The organism is Mycobacterium toneyamaense (genome assembly GCF_055384815.1).
Genome location: NZ_AP040333.1, coordinates 4,046,472 through 4,066,728, shown reverse-complemented (window position 1 = coordinate 4,066,728; position 20,257 = coordinate 4,046,472). Strand labels below are relative to the sequence as shown.

The window sequence follows — 20,257 nt, the reverse complement described above, 5'->3', positions numbered from 1 at the left end:
CCGGTCACCACACCCTCACCGTGAGAATGGCGGCCGCAATCAATGCCGCTCCGGCCAACATGGACAGCGCATACGACCGGGCAAACCCGTTCTGCCAGCGTCGAAGATCCTGCGACCCGGTGCGGACCAGCGCGGCGAGCTCACGGGTGACGCCGTCGACCGCGACGTCATCGAAGTCGACAAGGTTCTCGGTGAGCCGCCGGCCCGGCACCATCAGCGCCCGCTCGTTGAACGCATCGCCGTACAGATCGTTGCGCGCGGCGACCGTCAACCCGGAGACGTTGACCGGGGCGCTGATCGGGACGGGTTGGCGCGCATACATCCGGTAGGCGATCGCGACGCCGACGCCGACCACCGCGAGCGTGACGACCGTGAGCAGCCAAGCGGGCACCGTATGCTCGGGCTCGTGGAAGCCGACGACCGGTTCGAGCCAATGCTCCAACTTCCCACCGACGGCGAGAAGCGCGCCCGCACCGATCGATCCGGCGGCCAGCACCACCATCGGCCAGCCCATGACCGACGGCGACTCGTGGGGATGCGCCTCGGCACGCCAGCGCTTTTCGCCGAAGAACGTCATCAGCATGACGCGGGTCATGTAGAACGCCGTGATGCCCGCGCCCAGCAGGGCGGCGCCGCCGAACAGCAGACCCTTGGCGCCGCCGGCCGCGAACGCGGTCTCGATGATGGGGTCTTTCGAGAAGAACCCGGACAGCGGCGGGATACCGACGATCGCGAGGTAACCCATGCCGAACGTGGCGAACGTGACGGGCATGGCGGTGCGCAGCCCGCCGTAGCGGCGCATGTCGGTCTCGTCGTCCATGGCGTGCATCACCGAACCGGCACCGAGGAACAGGCCGGCCTTGAAGAAACCGTGCGCCAGCAGATGCAGGATCGCGAGCGCGTAGCCGGCGGGTCCGAGACCCGCGGCCAGCATCATGTAGCCGATCTGGCTCATGGTCGACGCCGCGAGGGCCTTCTTGATGTCGTCTTTGGCGCAGCCGATCACCGCGCCGAACAACAGCGTGACGGCCCCGACGACGGCGACCGCCAACCGGGCGTCGGCGGACTGGTTGAAGATCGGAGCCGACCGCACCACCAGGTACACGCCGGCCGTGACCATGGTGGCCGCGTGGATCAGCGCCGACACGGGGGTCGGGCCCTCCATCGCATCCCCGAGCCACGATTGCAGCGGTACCTGAGCGGACTTGCCGCACGCCGCCAGCAGCAACAGCAGACCGATGAGCGTGGTGGTCGCCGCTGGAAGAAGCGGCGCCTGCGCGAAAACACCCGTGTACGAGAGGGTTCCGGTGTGCGCGAACATCGCCGCCAGGGCCAGCGCCAGGCCGATGTCACCGACCCGGTTGACGACGAACGCCTTCTTGGCGGCCGTCGCCGCCGACGGCTTGTGCGACCAGAACCCGATCAGCAGGTACGACGCCAGGCCGACGCCTTCCCACCCGACGTACAGACCGAGATAGTTGTCGGCCAGCACCAGCAGCAGCATGGCCGCGACGAACAGGTTGAGATAGGCGAAAAAGCGCCGCCGGGCCGGGTCGTGCGCCATGTAGCCGATCGAATAGATGTGGATCAGCGCGCCGACCCCGGTGATGAGCAGGACGAAGCACACCGACAGCTGGTCCAGACGCAAGCCGAAATCGACCTGCAGTTGGGCCACCGGAACCCAGGAGAACAGCGTCTCGTGCACCAACCGGACGTCGTTGTCGCGACCGGACATTGCCGCGAACTGCGTGGCGCCGACGAGGAAGGCGCCGACCACCGTGGCGCAGCCGAGCAGATGCCCCCACGCGTCGGTGGCCTTGCCGCCGAGCAGCAGTATCGCCGCGCCGGCCAGCGGCAGCGCGATCAGCAACCACACCGATGTCGTCATGGTCACTGCTTCAACAGGTTCGCGGCGTCGACCGACGCCGATCGCCGGGTCCGGAATATGGTCATGATGATCGCCAGTCCCACCACCACCTCACACGCCGCCACGACCATGGTGAAGAACGCCACCACCTGACCGTCGAGCTCGCCATGCATCCGGGAGAACGTGACGAACGCCAGATTGGCCGCGTTGAGCATCAACTCGACGCACATGAACATGACGATGGCGTTGCGGCGCACCAGCACACCGGCTGCGCCGATGGTGAACAGCAGAGCCGACAGATACAGGTAGTTGGTGGGATTCACGAGATGTTCCCATCGTTGGTCGAGACACTGCGCCGCGGCAGGATGGCGCTGACGGACATGTCGGCGTCCGAGCCGTCGGGCAGCTTCGCCGGGATGTCGACGGCGTTGTGCCGCGCGTACACCCCGGGGTTGGGCCGTGGTGTCGGGTGCCCGCCGCCGGCGAACCGCTCGATTGCCAGCTCGCGCTGGGTCTTTCGGCGCTCGAACCGTTCGCGGTGGGTCAGCACCATGGCACCCAGCGCCGCGGTGATGAGCAGCGCGCTGGTGACCTCGAAGGCCCACAGGTAGCGCGTGAAGATCAGCACCGCCAGGCCCTGGACGTTGCCGGCCCGGTTGGCGTGCTCCAGCCCGACGAAGTTGGCCCCGAGGCTGCCGATCCCGGCGATCACCGCGATGCCGAATCCGATACCGGCCACGACGGCGGCAACGCGTTGTCCCCGAATGGTTTCGATCAGCGAGTCCGCCGAATCGACACCGATGAGCATGAGGACGAACAGGAACAGCATCATGACCGCACCGGTATAGACCACCACCTGCACGACGCCGAGGAACACTGCGTCCTGGGCGATATAGAGCACCGCGAGGCTGATCATGGTGCTGGCCAGGAACATTGCCGAGTACACCGCTTTGGGGGCGGCCACCATGGCGATGGCGCCGAGCACCGACACGGTACCGAGCACCCAGAACGTCACGGCCTCTCCGGTCACTTGGCCGCCTCGCGCCGCTTCAGGCCGTCCGCGGTGATGTTGCCGCGGTAGTAGTCCTCGTCGGTGCTGCCCTCGGCCATGGCGTGCGGCGGCGCGGTCATGTCGGGTTTCAGCGGCGCCAGGAGCTTGTCCTTGCCGTAGATCAGGTCGGACCGGTTGTCGTCGGCCATCTCGTAGTCGTTGGTCATGGTCAGCGCGCGCGTCGGGCAGGCCTCGATGCAGAGCCCGCAGCCGATGCACCGCAGATAGTTGATCTGGTACACCCGGCCGTACCGCTCGCCGGGCGAGAACCGTTGTTCCTCGGTGTTGTCGGCGCCCTCGACATAGATCGCGTCCGCGGGGCAGGCCCACGCGCACAGTTCGCAACCGATGCACTTCTCGAGGCCGTCGTCGTACCGGTTGAGCTGATGCCGGCCGTGATAGCGCGGAGCGACCGGACCGGGCTCCTCGGGATACTGCTCGGTGACCGGTTTCTTGAACATGGTCCCGAAGGTGACGCCGAAACCGGCGATGGCGTCGATGAACTTGGGCCTACCGGGCATGGTGAACCTCCTTGGCCGGGATGGGCGGCACCGGGAACGCGCCGGGCTGTGGTTCGGCGGCCGGGGCACTCGTGCGAGCCGACTTGCGCCGCACCGTGTTCCACAACGCACCGGCGATGGCCACCACGGCGATGGCGCCGGCGAAGGCCAGCACGACGGGCCAGCTGTCGTGCCCCTGCAGCCGCAGCGTCCGCACGATGCTGACGATCATGATCCACCCCAGCGAGATCGGGATGAGCACTTTCCAGCCCAGCGCCATGAACTGGTCGTACCGCAGGCGCGGGAGCGTGGCCCGGAGCCACATGAACAGGAAGAGGAACGCCCACACCTTGCCGACGAACCACAGCAGCGGCCACCAGCCGGTGTTGGCGCCGGGGATGAGGCTCAGGGGCCAGGGCGCCTGCCAACCACCGAGGAACAGGGTGGTGGCCAGTGCGGAAACCGTCGTCATGTTGACGTATTCCGCGAGCATGAACATCGCGAACTTCAGTGACGAGTACTCGGTGTGGAATCCGCCGACCAGCTCGCCTTCGGCCTCGGGCAGATCGAACGGCGCCCGGTTCGTTTCGCCGACCATCGACACCACGTAGATCAGGAACGACGGCAGCAGCAGGAAGACGTACCAGCGGCCCTGTTGTGACGCGACGATCTGCGACGTCGACATGGTGCCCGCGTACAGGAACACCGCGGCGAACGACAGCGCCATCGCGATCTCGTACGAGATGACCTGCGCGCTGGACCGCAGCCCGCCGAGCAGGGGATAGGTCGAGCCGGAAGCCCAGCCCGCCAACACGATTCCGTAGACCCCGATCGAGGTGACCGCGAGGACGTACAGCACCGCGACCGGCAGGTCGGTCAACTGCAGCGGCGTCTCGTGCCCGAAGACGTGGACCAGCGGCCCCATCGGGATGACGGCGAACGCCATGATCGCCGGGATCACCGAGATGATCGGCGCCAGCAGGTAGATCGGCTTGTCCACGCCGGCCGGGACCAGCCCTTCTTTGAGGGCGAGCTTGATGCCGTCGGCGAGGCTCTGCAGTAACCCGAACGGCCCCACCCGGTTCGGCCCGATGCGCATCTGCATCCAGCTCAGGACTCGTCGTTCGAGCAGGATCGCGACGAGCACCGTCAGCACCAGGAACACAAAAATGCCAAGGGCTTTGGCGAGGACCAGCCACCACGGGTCCAGGCCGAACGAGGAGAGGTCGGGATAGTTCACGTTGCCGCCCCGCTGATCGAGACGACCGCGCCGGGAGCGACGCCGAGCGTGGCATGGACGGTCGACCCGGGCGAGTTCAGCGGCAGCCACACCACGCCGGTCGGCATGTCGGTGATCTCGAGCGGCAGGGTAAGGCTGCCCCGATCGGTGCTGACGGTGAGGGTTTCGGACGCGCCGACGCTCGCGGCCGTGTCAGGCGACAGGCGGGCCACCGCCGGACGCGCCGTGGCGGCCAGATGGGGTTCGCCGTCCTGCAGCCGGCCGGCGTCCAGCAGCATCCGCCAGCCGGCAAGAACCGCCTGACCGGGACCGGGCACCGGGTTCGGGGGCGCGGTGAATTCCGGTGCGGCGGGCCGTGGTCCGGTCCAGCACCCCAGTCGGTTCATCTCGTTGCGCACGGTTGCGACATCGCGCAGACCCAGATCGATGCAGTGCTCGTCGGCGAGCGCGGCCAGCACTCCCATGTCCGCTCGCGTGGCCGGCGGCAGCGCCGCGCCGAATGCGCGATGCCGCCCTTCCCAGTTCACGAAGCTGCCGGCTTTCTCGACGACGGGCGCCACCGGGAACACCACGTGCGCGAGATCAGTGACGGCGCTGCGGCGCACCTCCATGCTCACCACGAACTTCGCGGCGCCGAGCGACTGCTGCGCCAGTGCCGGGTCGGGGAGATCGGCCAGCTCGACACCGGCGACCAGGACAGCCTCGAGCTCACCGTCGGCTGCGGCGGCGAGGATCCCGGTGGTGTCGCGGCCCGGAGTGTCGGGCAGTTCGTCGACGTGCCAGGCGACGGCGACTTCCGTGCGTGACGGCACGTCGGTGACCAAACGACCGCCGGGCAACAGATTCGGGGCCGCACCGGCTTCCAGTGCACCGCGCTCGCCGGCCCGCCGCGGTACCCAGCCGACGGCCGCGCCGGTCCGCTCGGCCAGCCGGGCCACGGCGGAGAACCCGCCGGGGACACCGGCCAGCCGCTCACCGGTGAGGATGACCGAACCGGGCGGCAACACCTCGACGGCGTCGAGTGCGTGGGGTTCGCGGCCGGGTGCGGCGGAGATGAGGGTGCCGCCCATCTTCTCCAGTCCGCGGCTCGCGAACGGCGCCACCGCAACAACTTTCAGGCCGTGCTTGCGGAAGGCCTTGCGCAGCCGCAGGTAGATGATCGGCGATTCGTCTTCCGGCTCGAACGCGACGAGCAGCACGACGGGCGCCTGCTCCAGGTCGGCGTACGTCACCCGCATCGGCTGACCCGCGACGGACGCCGCCAGGAACTGGGCTTCCTCGTCGCTGTGCACCCGGTTGCGGAAGTCGATGTCGTTGGTGCCCAGCACAATCCGCGCGTACTTGGCATACGCATAGGCGTCTTCGGTGGTGAGTCGTCCGCCGACCAGCACGCCGGTCCGGGCACCGGCCGCCGACAGGCCGCGCACCGCGACAGCGACGGCCTCGGGCCAGGACGCCGGGCGCTGGGTGCCGTCGGCCTCGCGGATCAAGGGTGTGGTGATCCGGTCACCCTGCGTGGCGTAGGTGAAGGCCCACCGGCCCTTGTCGCAGTTCCACTCTTCGTTCACCTCGGGATCGTCACCGGCCAAGCGGCGCAACACCGTTCCGCGGCGATGATCGGTGCGCTGCGCACAGCCCGAGGCGCAGTGTTCGCAGACGCTGGGGGAGGAGACCAGGTCGAAAGGCCGGGCCCGGAACCGGTACGCAGTCCCGGTCAGCGCGCCGACGGGACAGATCTGCACGGTGTTGCCGGAGAAGTAGGAGTCGAACGGGTCACCGCCCCCGATACCGACCTGCTGCAGTGCGCCACGTTCCAGCAGTTCGATGAACGGGTCGCCGGCGACCTGATTCGAGAACCGCGTGCAGCGCGCGCACAGCACGCAGCGTTCCCGGTCGAGCAGGACCTGCGCCGACAGGTTGATGGGCTTGGGGAAGGTGCGCTTGACGTCCTCGAAGCGAGAATCGGCGCGGCCGTTGGACATCGCCTGGTTCTGCAGTGGGCATTCGCCGCCCTTGTCGCAGACGGGGCAGTCCAGCGGATGGTTGATCAGCAGCAGTTCCATCACGCCGTGCTGTGCCTTGTCGGCGGCCTCCGACGTCACCTGGGTACGCACGACCATGTCCGGGGTGACCGTGGTGGTGCACGACGCCAACGGTTTCCGTTGGCCCTCCACCTCGACGAGGCACTGCCGGCAGGCGCCCACCGGGTCGAGCAGGGGGTGGTCGCAGAACCGGGGAATCTGCACCCCGATGAGCTCGGCCGCACGAATCACCAACGTGCCCTTGGGCACACTGATCTGCTGGTCGTCGATGGTCAGGGTCACCATCTCGACCGCGGCCGCGCCCTTCGCCGGCTCGGTGACCGTCATGCGCCCGCTCCTTCCGTGGCGAAGAGCGTGGCGGCGTGCGGGTCGAAGGGGCAGCCGCCGTTCAGGTGCGCGACGTACTCGTCGCGGAAGTACTTGAGCGAGGACATGATCGGACTCGCCGCGCCGTCGCCGAGGGCACAGAACGACTTGCCGAGGATGGCGTCGGAGATGTCGAGCAGTTTGTCCAGGTCGGCCGCGTGGGCCTGGCCGTTCTCCAGCCGGGCATAGATCTGCGCCAGCCAGTAGGTGCCCTCGCGGCACGGCGTGCACTTGCCGCAGGATTCGTGGGCGTAGAACTGGGTCCACCGGCGGACGGCCCGCACCACGCAGGTCGTCTCGTCGAAAATCTGCAGTGCCTTGGTGCCCAGCATCGAGCCGACCCCGGCCATGCCTTCGTAGTCCAGTGGGACGTCCAGGTGTTCGGATGTGAGCATCGGCGTCGACGATCCGCCCGGCGTCCAGAACTTCAGCTGGTGCCCGGCCCGCACCCCGCCGGCGTATTCCAGCAGTTCGCGCAGCGAAATCCCCAGGGGTGCCTCGTATTGCCCCGGCCGGGTGACGTGACCCGACAACGAGTACAGCGTGAAGCCGGGCGACTTCTCCGACCCCATGGACCGGAACCAGTCGACCCCGCCGCGGATCACCGACGGGACACTGGCGATCGACTCGACGTTGTTGACCACGGTCGGGCAGGCGTACAGCCCGGCGACCGCGGGGAACGGCGGACGCAACCGGGGCTGGCCGCGCCGGCCCTCCAGGGAGTCGAGCAGCGCGGTCTCCTCGCCGCAGATGTACGCACCCGCCCCGGCGTGGACCACCAGATCCAGGTCGTAGCCGGTGCCGGCGATGTTGGTGCCGAGATAGCCGTTCGCGTAGGCCTCGGCGACCGCACCCTGCAGCCGGCGCAGTACCGGAACCACCTCACCGCGCACGTAGATGAATGCGTGGCGGGCGCCGATGGCGTACGACGCGATGATCGCGCCTTCCACCAGCGCGTGCGGCGAGGCCAGCATCAGCGGAATGTCCTTGCACGTCCCGGGTTCGGATTCGTCCGCGTTGACGACCAGATAGTGCGGACGGCCGTCGTCGGGGGAGATGAACGACCATTTGGTCCCCGTGGGGAAACCCGCGCCGCCGCGTCCGCGCAGTCCGGAATCCTTGACCAGCGCAATGACTTCGGCGGGTTGCATCCGCAACACCGCCCGCAGTGCCTGGTAGCCGCCCTGCCGGACGTAGCTCTGCAGCGTCCACGACTGCGGCTCATCCCAGTGTCTGCTCAGCACCGGCGCGAGTGTCATTGCGGCGCCTCCATCCCGCGCTCCTGGGCGACGCGCAACCCGGCGAGGGTGGCCGCGCCCGGTTCGGAGTCGTTGCTGCCGGGGCGTTCATCGGGGAAGCCGGCGAGGATGCGTGCGGTGTCCTTGAAGGTGCACAGGGGCGCGCCCCGGGTCGGGGTGACCGGCTCACCGGCCCGCAGTGAGTCGACGAGATCACGTGCGGAACCGGGGGTTTGGTTGTCGAAGAACTCCCAGTTCACCATGACCACGGGTGCGTAGTCGCAGGCGGCGTTGCATTCGATGTGCTCCAGCGTGACCCGGCCGTCGGCGGTGGTCTCGCCGGCGCCGAGACCCAGGTGGTCCTCCAGTGATTCGAGGATGGCGTCGCCGCCCATGATGGCGCACAGCGTGTTGGTGCACACCCCGACGAGGTACTCGCCTGTCGGGGTGCGGCGGTACATCGAGTAGAACGTCGCGACCGCGGTGACCTCGGCGGTGCTGAGGTCCAATTGCGCAGCGCAGAAAGAGATTCCGGCAGGGGTGAGGTACCCGTCTTCGGATTGGACGAGATGCAGCAGCGGCAGCAGTGCGGAGCGGGCACTGGGGTAGCGGGCAATGATCGTCGCGGCGTCGGCGGCCAGGCGCGCGGTCACGTCAGGCGAATACGACTGCGGCCCTTGGCCGATCGGTGGGCCGGGCTCGTCCGGACGCGGCCCGAGACGCAGTTCGATAGCGGTCACCTGTCCACGCCTCCCATCACCGGATCGATCGATGCCACCGCGGCGATGGCGTCAGCGACCATGGAGCCCTCGCACATCACCGACACCGCTTGCAGATTGGTGAACGAGGGGTCGCGGTAGTGCACCCGGTAGGGCCGGGTGCCACCGTCGGAGACCATGTGCACACCCAGCTCGCCGCGCGGCGATTCGACCGCGACGTACACCTGCCCGGCGGGCACCCGGATGCCTTCGGTCACGATCTTGAAGTGGTGGATCAGGGCCTCCATCGATGAGCCCATGATCTTGGCGATGTGTTCCTTCGAATTGCCCAGGCCGTCGGGGCCGAGCTTCAGGTCCGCGGGCCAGGCCAGCTTCTTGTCGGTGATCATCACCGGCCCGGTGACCTTGCCGAGCCTCTCGACACACTGCTCGACGATCTTGATGGACTCGTGCATCTCGCGGACCCGAATGATGTAGCGGCCGTAGGCATCACACTGGTCGTCGGTGATGACGTCGAAGTCATAGGACTCGTATCCGCAGTACGGCTGCGCTTTTCGCAGATCGTGCGGCAGCCCCGTCGAGCGCAGCACCGGTCCGGTGATGCCCAGTGCCATGCACCCGGTCAGGTCCAGGTAGCCAACCCCCTGCGTGCGGGCCTTCCAGATGTAGTTCTCGTTGAGCAGATTCTCCATGTCGCGCAACCGCTTGGGCAGCAGCTTCAGCAGTTCCCGCAGTTGCGGCAGGGCCTCGTCGGGCAGGTCGGCGGCCAGGCCGCCGGGGCGGACGTAGGCGTGGTTCATGCGGAGCCCGGTGATGGTCTCGAAGATCGACAGCACCAGTTCGCGTTCCCGGAAGCCGAAGAACATGGCCGACATGGAACCCAGCTCCATACCGCCGGTCGCCAGCGCGACCAGGTGTGACGAGATGCGGTTGAGTTCCATCAGCAGCACCCGGATGATGCTCGCGCGCTCGGGAATGGCGTCGGTGACGCCGAGCAGCTTCTCGACGCCGAGGCAGTACGCCGTCTCGTTGAAGAAAGGCGACAGGTAGTCCATGCGGGTCACGAAGGTGACGCCCTGCGTCCAGGTCCGGTATTCGAGATTCTTCTCGATTCCGGTGTGCAGGTAGCCGATTCCGCACCGGGCCTCGGTGATGGTCTCGCCGTCGATCTCGAGGATCAGGCGCAGCACGCCGTGGGTGGACGGATGCTGCGGGCCCATGTTGACCACGATGCGCTCGCCGGCGACCGCGCTCTCCCGTGCCGCGGCCACGACGTCGGCCCAGTCTTGACCGCCGACGGTGACCACGCGTTCGCGGCCATCGGGTTCGTTGTCCTGAGTCATCAGTTGTAGGCCCGCCGTTCGTCCGGGGGCGGGATTTTCGCACCGTGGTACTCGACCGGGATTCCGCCGAGCGGGTAGTCCTTGCGCTGCGGGTGGCCCACCCAGTCGTCGGGCATCTCGATCCGGGTCAGGGCAGGGTGGCCGTCGAAGATGATGCCGAAGAAGTCGTAGGTCTCCCGCTCGTGCCAGTCGGTCGTCGGGTACACCGAATACAGCGACGGCACATGCGGATCGGCGTCCGGTGCACACGCCTCGACGCGGATGCGGCGGTTGTGGGTGATGGACATCAGCGGGTAGACGGCGTGCAGTTCGCGACCGGTGTCGTCGGGGTAGTGCACCCCGGACACTCCCAGACACAGCTCGAATCGCAGCTCGTCGCGCAGTGCCTGGGCCACCGCGACCAGGTGTTCGCGGCGCACCTCGAGGGTCAGTTCGTCGCGGAAGACCACGACGCGCTCGATCGCGGCGCCGAACTCGTCGGGACCGAGGGTCGCCGCCAACGTGTCGACGACGTCGTCGAAGTAGCCGCCGTAGGGCCGGGGTGAGCTGCCGGGCAGGGCCACCTCCCGGACCAACCGGCCGTAGCCCGACGTGTCGCCGCTGCCGCGCACACCGAACATGCCGCGCCGCGTCCCGATCACCTCGGGTCCCGTCTGGTCCGGCGCGTCCGTCATGACCGCAGCAGTCCCTTCAGCTCGATGGTGGGGCGGGCCTGCAGGGCGGCTTCCTCGGCCGCGGCGATCGCCTCGGCCCGGTTCACGCCCAGCGGCATCTCCTGAATCTTGGCGTGCAGCTTGAGGATTGCGTTGAGCAGCATCTCGGGCCGCGGCGGGCAGCCGGGCAGGTAGATGTCGACGGGCACGATGTGGTCGACGCCCTGCACCACCGCGTAGTTGTTGAACATGCCGCCGGAGGAGGCGCACACGCCCATGGCCAGCACCCATTTGGGTTCGGCCATCTGGTCGTACACCTGACGCAGCACCGGCGCCATCTTCTGGCTCACGCGGCCCGCGACGATCATCAGATCGGCCTGGCGCGGCGTCGCGGAGAACCGCTCCATGCCGAAGCGCGCGATGTCGAAGCGCGGGCCCGCGGTGGCCATCATCTCGATGGCGCAGCAGGCCAGGCCGAAGGTGGCGGGCCACAGCGACCCCTTGCGTACGTAGCCTGCGACCTTCTCGACGGTGGACAGCAGGATGCCGCCGGGCAGGCGTTCTTCGAGTCCCATGGGTCTGCCCTCAGTCCCAGCTCAGTCCGCCGCGGCGCCAGATGTATGCGTAGGCGACGAACACCGTCAGCATGAACAGCAACATCTCCACCACCGCGAATACCCCGAGCGATTCGAAGGAAACGGCCCAGGGATACAGGAAGACGATCTCGATGTCGAAGACGATGAACAGCATGGCGGTCAGGTAGTACTTGACCGGGAACCGCTGCCCGGTGGTCTCATGCCCGGGGGAGCCCGGGGCCATCGGCTCGATGCCGCATTCGTAGGCCTCCAGCTTGGCTCGGTTGTACCGCCGGGGGCCGATGACCAGCGCGATTCCGACCGAACCCACCGCGAACGCCGCGGCGATCGCGCCGAGTACCAGGATGGGGATGTAGACGTTCATGCGTTCGTCATGCCCTGTGTGGCTCCCTCGTCGAGCTGTCGATGTGAGCTGGCCCACAGCTTAGCTCGGTTAACGGAACGGCCGCCGCATTTTGGCTAGGATCATGATCAGTTCCTGACGTTCCCGCGTCCCATCGCCGCTGACGCGAAGAGTGAACGGCCACAGGCCATTTCGTGCTGGTTAACGCACGGTTTCACCGCTGTGGAGACAGCACCGCGACCACGGCCTCACCGAGCCGGATCGGGTCGATCGGGTGGGACACCGCGGCCTCCGCGCGCGACCAGGACGCCAGCCAGGCGTCGTCCGGGCGGCCGGTGAGCACCACGATCGGCGGGCAGTTCGCGACCTCGTCCTTGAGCTGCTTGGCGAGCCCCATCCCGCCGGCGGGCGTGGCCTCGCCGTCGAGGATCGCCAAGTCGATCCCGCCCGCGTCGACGGAACTCACCACGACGGGCGCCGTCGCCACGTCGAGATAGGTCAGGTCGGGCAGGTCCGGGTGGATGCGCCGTCCCAGCGCCGTGCGCACCTGGTCACGGGTGTTCGGGTTGTCGCTGTACACCAGGATCTTGAGCGCGGAGTCGGCCACGTGCTCAGGCTACGACAGTACGGCGATCAGGTAGGCCGGGTTCGGCTACTCGTCGGCATAGCCCGGATGGGCCACGTCCAGCCGATGCCGCACGAGCGCCCGCAGCACGGGCTCGAGTTCGGGGCCACGGTCGTCGAACTCCCCGTCGCGTATCGCGCGCGCCAGGGCCTGCTCGTCGTCGAATCCCAGCAGCCCCGGTTCTGCGCCGTCCTGAGACAGCTCGCGTTCGACGATCCGCAGCGCGTTCGCGGCCACGCGGGCATGGAAGTTCACCGCACCATCGGTGGCCGCGCGTACCTCGGTCTCCAGGAACTCGGCCACGGCGGCGACCAGTTCAGCGGCGGTGGGACGGTAATGGCTCATCGGGCCGCCACGAGGTTGAGCAGGTCCCATTCGGTTTCACACACCCGCCGGCCGATGGTCGCCAACTCCACCGACCTGGCCTGTCCGGACAGGTGCCGCTGCGCCTGATACCGGCAGATGATGCCCCAGCGCAAGGTGGCGGACACCAGCCACCAGTGAAAGGTCTTGCGGTCCAGAGTGATTCCGCTGGAGTGCTCATAGGCGGTCAGGAAGTCCTCGATGCTGCCCAGGCCGCCGGCGTCCAGCGTCCGCGGCGCCCCGAAGCGCCAGGCCCGAATGCAGAACCAGGCCAGGTCCTCGGCGCGCGAGCCCAGATGGGTGAGCTCCCAATCCAGCACTGCCGCCAGCCGGCTGCCGTCGACGATGAGGTTGCCCATCCGGAAGTCGCCGTGAACCAGCACCGCATCGCCGGCGTCCGACGGCTGGTTACGCGCCAACCAGCGGAAGGCCCACTCGAAAGTGGCTGTGGTGTCGCCGATCTCATCGAGTTCGCGTCGCCATGAACTCAGTTGGTCCTCGCGCGACAGCTCGATACCGGTGGGGTCGGCGCGATGGATGGCCGCCAGTGCTTCGGCGCACTGCCCGAGAAGGGGGGCGCGACCATCGTCATCGAGTGTTCGCTGGATCTTGCGGACGATGGTCTCGCCGGGCACGAAGTCGCACACCAGGAACGGATTGCCCAGGGCCTCAGGCGAGTTGCTCGCTGCCAGCACGCGGGGAACCGGCGCGCCCGCGGCCGCCGCCCGGGACAGTGCGGCGGCCTCGAGTTCCATGCCGGCGTGGATTTCGTCGGGCGGTCCGACCCGCAGGATCAACGCGCGGGCCCCGGTGGCGGTGCGCGCGTCGAAAGCCCATGTCGCACGGCTGGCGCCGCCGGTCAGCTCCCGCAGGTTCTCGACGCTGACCTCGCCGAGCTCCGGTTCGAGCACCGCGGCGAGCGCTCGGGCCAATTCCTGCGCGTCGATCACTTGCGCCCGAACTTCAGCATCCGCTGCGCCACCCGGCGAATCTGAATCTCTTCGGCGCCTTCGGTGATCCGGTAGCGGCGGTGGTGCCGGTAGATGTGCTCGAACGGCTCGTGCCGGCTGTAGCCGACGCCACCGTGGATCTGCATGGCTCGGTCGGCCGCCTCACACACCAGTCTGTTGGCGCGGTAATTGGCCATCGACACCTTGTCGGAAACCTCCATGTGGTGATCCCGATCGAGGTGCCAGGCGGCGTAATACACCAGCAGCCGGACCATCTGGGCCTCGGTCTGCAGCTCGGCCAGCGGCCACTGCACGGCCTGGTTCACCGCCAGGGGCTTACCGAAGACGACGCGCTCGCCGGCGTACTGCGCGGCCCTGTCGATGCAGTACTGCGCGGCGCCCAGACTGCTGGCGGCCTGACGGATGCGGTTCTCGTGCAGGAACGTCTGGCCGACCTCCAAGCCGTGGTCCACCTCGCCGAGCACCGCATCAGCCGGCACCCGAACATCGTTCAGCTCGACCTCGCCGTGATCGCTCGGCATGTTGAACGTCCACCAGTAGTACGGCACGGTGAAACCGGGGGTGTCGGTCGGGACCAGGAACGCGGTGATACCGACCGCCTGCCCGGGATCCCCCGACGTGCGGGCGAAGATCAGGTCGTGGGTGGCGCGGTGCACTCCGGTGTTCCAGCGCTTGCGGCCGTTGATGATCCACCCGTCACCGTCCCGGACCGCGGTGGTCTCCAGCCAGGTGGCGTCGCTCCCGTGGTCGGGTTCGGTGAGCCCGAACGCCATCGACCGCTCACCGGTGATCATGGCCTCGACCCATTCCGCTTGCTGCGCCGGCGTGCCGAACCGGCTCATCATGATGACCTGGGGGAAGTTGCCGACGATCGATGACTCGTCCTGCAGGTCGTTGTGCAGGCCGAGGCCCTTGTGCGCCAGGTGTTCCCGAATGACGGCCATGTCCAGATTGGTGCCGTCGCGGCCACCGAACTCGCCGGGCAGGCCGTAGCGCAGCCATCCGGCTGCGTCGGCACGGCGGCGCATCTCGTCGAGCAGATCCTCCCATTCCCGGGTGGGCACACCGCCGTTCTCGAGGTCCGTACGGGCGAATTCCCGGCGCCGGTCGAAGTACTGCAGGTTCTCTCGTTCCAGCGGTTTGATCTCCGCCTCGATGAAGGCGTCCATCTCTGCCAGCAGGCCCGGAAGGTGTTCCGGTAGAGCGAAATCCACGGTGATCTCTTTCGTCGGTCAGAAGCCGTACAGGGTTTTCTTCCAGATGGTCGACAGGGTGGTGATGGCGTCCTCGTCGCTGATCTGCAGCCCGGAGCCCGGGTTGCCGACCACCACGACGGTGAAGTTCTCGAACAGCAGCGAAATCGCCGCGGCGATGTGTTCGGGATCGAGGCGCTGCCCGGGGTGGATGCCCTGCGCATGGCCTTGCTCCGCGGCGTGGCGGACCGAATCGGCGACCAGGTCCATCCCGAAGCGCCGGAACTCGTTCTGTACCTTGGCGAAGCGCGGCTGCGTGGCGCCCAGCTGGGCGACCGCGATCATGATGCCGATGTTCTGCTTGAAGAGGTTCCAGTACCCCGTCACCACGGTGGTGAAGTACTCGGTGTCCTCGGGGGACTCCGGCAGCGGCACACTCATCCCCGACGGGGTGACGATGTCGTGCAGGAACGACTCGGCCAGCTCGGCCAGCAGGTCCTCCTTGTCGTCGAAATAGCGGTAGAACACCGCCGACGACTTCCCGGCAGCCGACGTGATGTCGGCCAGCGTGGTGCCGTGAAAGCCCCGCTCGGCGAACAGCTTCCGGGCGGCGAGTTCGATGGCCTCGCGGGTCTGTCGGCCCTTGGCGGTCAAATTTTCGGTGGGCATGCTCAGCCCAGCAGCCGGTCGCCGGCGCGCAGCAGGGCGCTGGGCAGCTCATGGCCGACAACGCGCCGCGCCACCATGGCCGCGTCGATCGCCAGGTCCAGGTCGATGCCGGTGTCGATGTCGCTGTCCCGCAACAGGTAGACCAGGTCTTCGGTCGCGATGTTGCCGGTCGCGCCCGGTGCGAACGGGCAGCCGCCCAGGCCGCCCACCGACGCGTCGAGTCGCGTCACACCGGCCTGCACGGCGGCGTAGGCGCTGGCCAGGCCGGCGCCCCGCGTGTTGTGGAAATGTGCACCGAGCGGCAGGTCTCCGATGACCGGGCGGACGCGGCTGATCAGGTCGCTGACACGCCGCGGGGTGGTGGTGCCGATGGTGTCGGCGATGGCCACCCGATCCGCCCCGAATTCCATTGCTGCCGCGGCGATATCGACCACCCGGCCCGGGTCGGTCGGTCCGTCGAAGGGGCAGTCCCAGGCGGTGGCGATGATGACTTCGGCGCTGGCGCCGCTGTCGTGGGCCAGGCCGACGATGTCGGAGATCAGGGCCGTCGAATCGGCCGTCGAGCGCCCGACGTTCGCCCGGCTGTGCCCGTCCGCGGCGGACACCACGTATTCCAGCGACCGCATGCCGGCCGCCAGCGCACGGCCGGCGCCGCCGGCCCCCGCCACGAGCGCGGAGAACTCGACGTTGGGAAAAGCGTCCAGCGCCGCGGCCAATTCGGCGGCATCGGCCAGTGCGGGCACCTTGGACGGTGAGACGAATGCGGTGGCCTCGACCTCCTGCACACCGGTGGCAACGATGGCCTCGAGCAGTTCGAGCTTGGCGGACAACGGAATCGGGTCTTCGAGTTGCAGGCCGTCGCGCAGGCAGACCTCGCGGACGGTCACGTGGGCCGGCAGGTCGGTCACAACACACCCTCCTCGCGCAGTGCCGACAACTGCCCGGCATCGAGACCGAGGAGACGGCCGAACACCTCCGCGTTGTCCTGGCCTGGCCGCGCCGAGCCACCGTTGCGGATGGTGCCGGGCGTGTCCGAGAGCACCGGGACGACGCCGGGACCCTTCACATTGCGTTGCACCCGTTCGTCCCAGTGGTCGGCAATCATGTTGCGTGCCTGCAGTTGTGGGTCTTGTACCACCTCGGCGACAGTGTTGATGGGCCCACTGATCACGCCGGCCTCCGACAGGGTGGCGATGATGTCGTGGGGCTCCCGCTGCGCTGCCCAGTCGCCGATGATCTTGTCGAGTTCGTCCTGGTTGCGGCCACGCGCCAGATGGTCGGCGAACCGTTCGTCGGTCGCCAGTTCGGGCCGGTCCATGGCCTGACAGAGCCGCCGGAACACCGTGTCCTGATTGGCCGCGATCACCACCCAGCTGCCGTTCGCGCTCTGGTAGATGTTCGACGGCGCGATACCTTCGAGCCGGGTGCCCGACGGTCCGCGCACCACGCCGCCGATGTCGTAGTCCGGAATGGTGGATTCCTGGATGGCCAAACAACTTTCGGTGAGTGCCGTATCCACGACCTGGCCCTCGCCGGTGACACTGCGCCGGTACAGTGCGGCGAGCGCGCCTTGCGCGGCGAACATGCCGGCGAGGCTGTCGCCCAGCGACAACGCGAGTCGCGGCGGGGGACCGCCGGGGAAACCGTTCATGTGCCGCAGTCCGCTCGCCGCCTCGGCGACCGACGCGTAGCCGGCCTTCCCGGCGTCGGGACCCGTCTGGCCGTAGCCCGACACCCGCACCAGGATGATGCCCCGATTGCGTTCGCGCAGAACGTCGTAACCCAGGTTCCATTTCTCGAGCGTGCCGGGCCGGAAATTCTCCACGATCACATCGGACTGCTCGACGAGGTCGAGGAACAGTTCCCGGCCGCGCGCAGTGCGCAGGTCGAGCGTCACCGCTTTCTTGTTGCGCGCGTGGACCGTCCAGAAGAACCGGTGGCCGTCGAGCTCGGCCTGGCCCCAGGTCCGGAGCGGATCGGGGGCCGACGGCAACTCGATCTTGAGGACCTCGGCGCCCATGTCGCCGAGCAGCCGGCCGGCGAACGGACCGGAGATCAAGGTGCCGAGTTCGAGCACCCGGATGCCGTCCAGAGCACCCGTCGTCACAGCGAAAACCCCCGCTGGTGCAGCCAGTCCGTGCAGATGCCGACGGCCTGCCGCAGCGTGCCGCGCTGATCCGGTCCGGAGTAGTAGTGGTTGGCGCCGGGAATCTCGTGCATCTCCTTGTCCGGATGCCCGATCGCCTCGTAGAGCCGCCGCGTGTGGCTGGGCGTGCAGGCGTCGTCGGCGAGGTTGCCGATCACCAGTGTCGGCACCGCGATGTCCGGACCCGCCTTCACGGCGTCACCGTTGGCGTCGTCGTAACTCCACTGCGACAGCCAGCTGCGCAACGTACAGAATCGGGCCAGGCCGACGGGGCTCATGTTCACCACTCGAGGATCCCCCAGATAGCACTGTCCCGGGGTGCGTTCGTTGGGATCGACCGTCGGGTCGAGCCAGCGCGGGTCGGCCATGGTGCCGTGCACGACGAACGCGAACTCGTCATCGGGCCGCCCCGCCGCCTTGAGCTCGGCGAGCTTTTCCTTGACCCACTTGGTGATTCGCCGGTTCCGGGCGATCTGTGCCTCGTGGTACCGCTGCAGGAACTCGGGGGAGTACGGCGGTTGGTTGGGGTTGTCCGGGTTGTAGAGATCGAGTTCGGGATCGCGCTTCGACGGGTCGTTCTCATCGAGGATCGAGGCGTCCATCCACTCGGTCATGGTGCCGTGGCGGCTGATGTGGGCGGCCAGCAGCATGAGACCGTCCGCCGGGATCAGGCCCAGCTTCGTCAGGTCCGGCCCGTCCCCGGAGGGACTGGCCGTCACCGTCGGGTGCTGCGCCTGCTGCTGGTAGAAGACCGACAGCGAGCCGCCGCCGCTCCACCCGGCGAGGACCACCTTCGCGTAGCCCAGCCGGTTCTTGGCATCCTTGATGCACTCACCGAGATCCTCGACCACCTTCTCCATCAGCAATGCCGAGTCGGTGCCGCGGAAGCGGCTGTTGCAGTAGATGACGTGGTGGCCGGCGCGCGCCAGTGCGTTGATCATCGGCAGGTAGGCGCCGCCCCCGATGGGGTGCATGAACACCAGCACCGTGTCACTCGGCTTGGCTTTCGGCTTCAGCAGGTAGCTTTCCAGCACCACCAACTCCGCCACGCCGCCGTACACATCGCGCACTGCCGAGTTGTTCTGGTACGCAACCAGATACGGGATGCGGTCGTAGTCGTGCTTGACGGGTGCTTCGGCGGTTGTCATCAGTGCTCTCTCTTCTTCGCGCAAGCGCTCATCAGTGCTGCCCCAGATCATTGGCAAGGATTTCGGCGGAGGGTGTGAGACGTCGGCGCGTATCGATGGCGATCACCGACCAGTCGACGCGGTCGTACTGGTCGAACTTGCGGCGGGCGCGCTCCCGCGCCGCTTCCGGTGCGCCGTGGTGAACACCTTGGGGCGCATGGGAGATCAGGCCCGGCGGCATCGGGATGCCGTACAGCGAGCCGGAGTGGAAGAACGCGATCTCGTCGTAGTCGACGTTGCGGTGGTACCAGGGGGTGCGCTCGGTACCCGGCACGCTCTCGGCCGGCTTGGGCAGGAAGTTCATCACGTAGACGCCGGTCGCCTGCATGAACAGGTGCACGGTCGGCGGCAGGTGCACGCTCTCGGACGTGATGACGGTGTAGTCCTCGATGTTGAAGGTGAACGGGAAGTTGTCGCCCCGCCAGCCCTCCACATCGAGCGGATTGTGTTGGTAGATGAGCGAGGTGGTCCCAACCCCATCGACCGGGGCGTGGTACATCCGCACCTCGTACTCTCCGTCTTTTTGCGGGCCGTCGCCAGTTTCAAGCGGCTCGGGTTCGGGGATGGTGACCTGCGCCGGGTCGAACGGGAAGTGTCGTCCCAAGGTCCCGGCCGGCGGCACCCGGAAGTCATCGGTGGCCTGGATCATGAGCCACGTCGACTCGTCATCCGGCACCTGCCGGAACGTGCACGCCTTCGGGATGTAGACCCAGTCGCCCTCGCGGTACCGCAGCGGCCCGAATTCGGTCTCCAGCAGCCCGGAACCCTTGTGTACGAACAGGAGTAGATCACCGTCGACGTAGCGGACGAAGAACGGCATCTCGGTGCTCCGCCGGCTCAGCAGCACCTGGCAGTCGGCGTTGGAGAACATCAGCAGGGGAGCGCCCGCCGCGTCGGTCGCATCCGAGGGCTTCAATTCGGAGGACAGCACGTCTGTGGGCCGGAGCGGGCCGACGGTGCGGTATGCGGTGGGGTCGTTGCGCCGGTACATGTTCGCGGTACGCCCGACGAAGCCGCCGCGCCCGAGTTCGTCGTCCTTGAGCCCATCGAGGTCGGCGTGCACTCGCTTGGGAGTTTTGCCTTTGCGCAGGTGGACGAATGATTCCATGCTTGCTCCTGTACGTGGCCCTGGAACTAAAAATAAC

Annotated in this window: 20 protein-coding genes and 1 pseudogene; all 21 read right to left on the bottom strand. The window is 67.7% G+C overall.

Features of this window, described 5'->3' with window-relative positions:
- Positions 1–4: 4 nt before the first annotated feature.
- Positions 5–1,888 carry an NADH-quinone oxidoreductase subunit L gene (nuoL, locus tag ACZ5IQ_RS19560; protein ID WP_212813591.1) on the bottom strand — a complete coding sequence of 628 codons (1,884 nt, stop codon included), beginning with the start codon at positions 1,886–1,888 and terminating at the stop codon, positions 5–7.
- Positions 1,889–1,890: 2 nt separating this feature from the next.
- Entirely contained in the window at positions 1,891–2,190 is a 300-nt protein-coding gene (gene nuoK, locus ACZ5IQ_RS19555; protein WP_061002954.1) for an NADH-quinone oxidoreductase subunit NuoK, read from the bottom strand.
- Entirely contained in the window at positions 2,187–2,897 is a 711-nt protein-coding gene (locus ACZ5IQ_RS19550) for an NADH-quinone oxidoreductase subunit J (protein WP_212813593.1), read from the bottom strand. The genes nuoK and ACZ5IQ_RS19550 overlap by 4 nt, the downstream gene beginning before the upstream one ends.
- A pseudogene (nuoI, locus tag ACZ5IQ_RS19545) lies at positions 2,880–3,439 on the bottom strand (NADH-quinone oxidoreductase subunit NuoI); the annotation flags it as partial. The gene ACZ5IQ_RS19550 and the pseudogene nuoI, both read right to left, overlap by 18 nt.
- Positions 3,429–4,658, bottom strand: a complete 1,230-nt coding sequence (gene nuoH, locus ACZ5IQ_RS19540) for an NADH-quinone oxidoreductase subunit NuoH (RefSeq protein WP_212813597.1) — start codon at positions 4,656–4,658, stop codon at positions 3,429–3,431. The pseudogene nuoI and the gene nuoH, both read right to left, overlap by 11 nt.
- Positions 4,655–7,027 carry an NADH-quinone oxidoreductase subunit G gene (locus tag ACZ5IQ_RS19535; protein WP_212813599.1) on the bottom strand — a complete coding sequence of 791 codons (2,373 nt, stop codon included), beginning with the start codon at positions 7,025–7,027 and terminating at the stop codon, positions 4,655–4,657. The genes nuoH and ACZ5IQ_RS19535 overlap by 4 nt, the downstream gene beginning before the upstream one ends.
- Positions 7,024–8,325, bottom strand: a complete 1,302-nt coding sequence (gene nuoF, locus ACZ5IQ_RS19530) for an NADH-quinone oxidoreductase subunit NuoF (protein ID WP_212813601.1) — start codon at positions 8,323–8,325, stop codon at positions 7,024–7,026. The genes ACZ5IQ_RS19535 and nuoF overlap by 4 nt, the downstream gene beginning before the upstream one ends.
- Positions 8,322–9,044 (bottom strand): NADH-quinone oxidoreductase subunit NuoE, encoded by a 723-nt coding sequence (nuoE, locus tag ACZ5IQ_RS19525; protein WP_464480124.1) that lies wholly within the window; start codon positions 9,042–9,044, stop codon positions 8,322–8,324. Before nuoE ends, nuoF begins: the two co-directional genes overlap by 4 nt.
- Positions 9,041–10,366, bottom strand: a complete 1,326-nt coding sequence (gene nuoD, locus ACZ5IQ_RS19520; RefSeq protein WP_464480123.1) for an NADH dehydrogenase (quinone) subunit D — start codon at positions 10,364–10,366, stop codon at positions 9,041–9,043. The genes nuoE and nuoD overlap by 4 nt, the downstream gene beginning before the upstream one ends.
- A complete protein-coding gene (locus ACZ5IQ_RS19515) occupies positions 10,366–11,040 on the bottom strand; it encodes an NADH-quinone oxidoreductase subunit C (RefSeq protein WP_406803508.1) in 675 nt (224 codons plus the stop codon). The genes nuoD and ACZ5IQ_RS19515 overlap by 1 nt, the downstream gene beginning before the upstream one ends.
- Positions 11,037–11,594 (bottom strand): NuoB/complex I 20 kDa subunit family protein, encoded by a 558-nt coding sequence (locus ACZ5IQ_RS19510; protein WP_029119553.1) that lies wholly within the window; start codon positions 11,592–11,594, stop codon positions 11,037–11,039. The genes ACZ5IQ_RS19515 and ACZ5IQ_RS19510 overlap by 4 nt, the downstream gene beginning before the upstream one ends.
- 10 nt (positions 11,595–11,604) lie before the next feature.
- Positions 11,605–11,979 (bottom strand): NADH-quinone oxidoreductase subunit A, encoded by a 375-nt coding sequence (locus ACZ5IQ_RS19505; RefSeq protein ID WP_043400785.1) that lies wholly within the window; start codon positions 11,977–11,979, stop codon positions 11,605–11,607.
- A gap of 193 nt (positions 11,980–12,172) precedes the next feature.
- Positions 12,173–12,565 (bottom strand): Rv3143 family two-component system response regulator, encoded by a 393-nt coding sequence (locus tag ACZ5IQ_RS19500; protein ID WP_464480122.1) that lies wholly within the window; start codon positions 12,563–12,565, stop codon positions 12,173–12,175.
- Between the two features lie 45 nt (positions 12,566–12,610).
- The gene (locus tag ACZ5IQ_RS19495; RefSeq protein WP_244872836.1) at positions 12,611–12,928 is read right to left on the bottom strand and encodes a DUF6285 domain-containing protein; all 318 of its coding nucleotides are present in this window, start codon (positions 12,926–12,928) and stop codon (positions 12,611–12,613) included.
- Complete coding sequence (locus ACZ5IQ_RS19490; RefSeq protein WP_464480121.1) at positions 12,925–13,896, bottom strand: phosphotransferase family protein; 972 nt, start codon at positions 13,894–13,896, stop codon at positions 12,925–12,927. The genes ACZ5IQ_RS19495 and ACZ5IQ_RS19490 overlap by 4 nt, the downstream gene beginning before the upstream one ends.
- Positions 13,893–15,131 carry an acyl-CoA dehydrogenase family protein gene (locus tag ACZ5IQ_RS19485; protein WP_464480120.1) on the bottom strand — a complete coding sequence of 413 codons (1,239 nt, stop codon included), beginning with the start codon at positions 15,129–15,131 and terminating at the stop codon, positions 13,893–13,895. Before ACZ5IQ_RS19485 ends, ACZ5IQ_RS19490 begins: the two co-directional genes overlap by 4 nt.
- An 18-nt stretch (positions 15,132–15,149) precedes the next feature.
- Positions 15,150–15,779 carry a TetR/AcrR family transcriptional regulator gene (locus ACZ5IQ_RS19480; RefSeq protein WP_464480119.1) on the bottom strand — a complete coding sequence of 210 codons (630 nt, stop codon included), beginning with the start codon at positions 15,777–15,779 and terminating at the stop codon, positions 15,150–15,152.
- 2 nt (positions 15,780–15,781) lie between these two features.
- On the bottom strand, positions 15,782–16,687 hold the full coding sequence (locus ACZ5IQ_RS19475) for a hydroxymethylglutaryl-CoA lyase (protein ID WP_464480118.1): 906 nt from the start codon (positions 16,685–16,687) through the stop codon (positions 15,782–15,784).
- Complete coding sequence (locus tag ACZ5IQ_RS19470; RefSeq protein WP_212813615.1) at positions 16,684–17,886, bottom strand: CaiB/BaiF CoA transferase family protein; 1,203 nt, start codon at positions 17,884–17,886, stop codon at positions 16,684–16,686. The genes ACZ5IQ_RS19475 and ACZ5IQ_RS19470 overlap by 4 nt, the downstream gene beginning before the upstream one ends.
- A complete protein-coding gene (locus ACZ5IQ_RS19465) occupies positions 17,883–19,073 on the bottom strand; it encodes an alpha/beta hydrolase family protein (RefSeq protein ID WP_212813617.1) in 1,191 nt (396 codons plus the stop codon). Before ACZ5IQ_RS19465 ends, ACZ5IQ_RS19470 begins: the two co-directional genes overlap by 4 nt.
- 31 nt (positions 19,074–19,104) lie before the next feature.
- Positions 19,105–20,220 (bottom strand): homogentisate 1,2-dioxygenase, encoded by a 1,116-nt coding sequence (locus ACZ5IQ_RS19460; RefSeq protein ID WP_212813618.1) that lies wholly within the window; start codon positions 20,218–20,220, stop codon positions 19,105–19,107.
- Between the last annotated feature and the right edge of the window lie 37 nt (positions 20,221–20,257).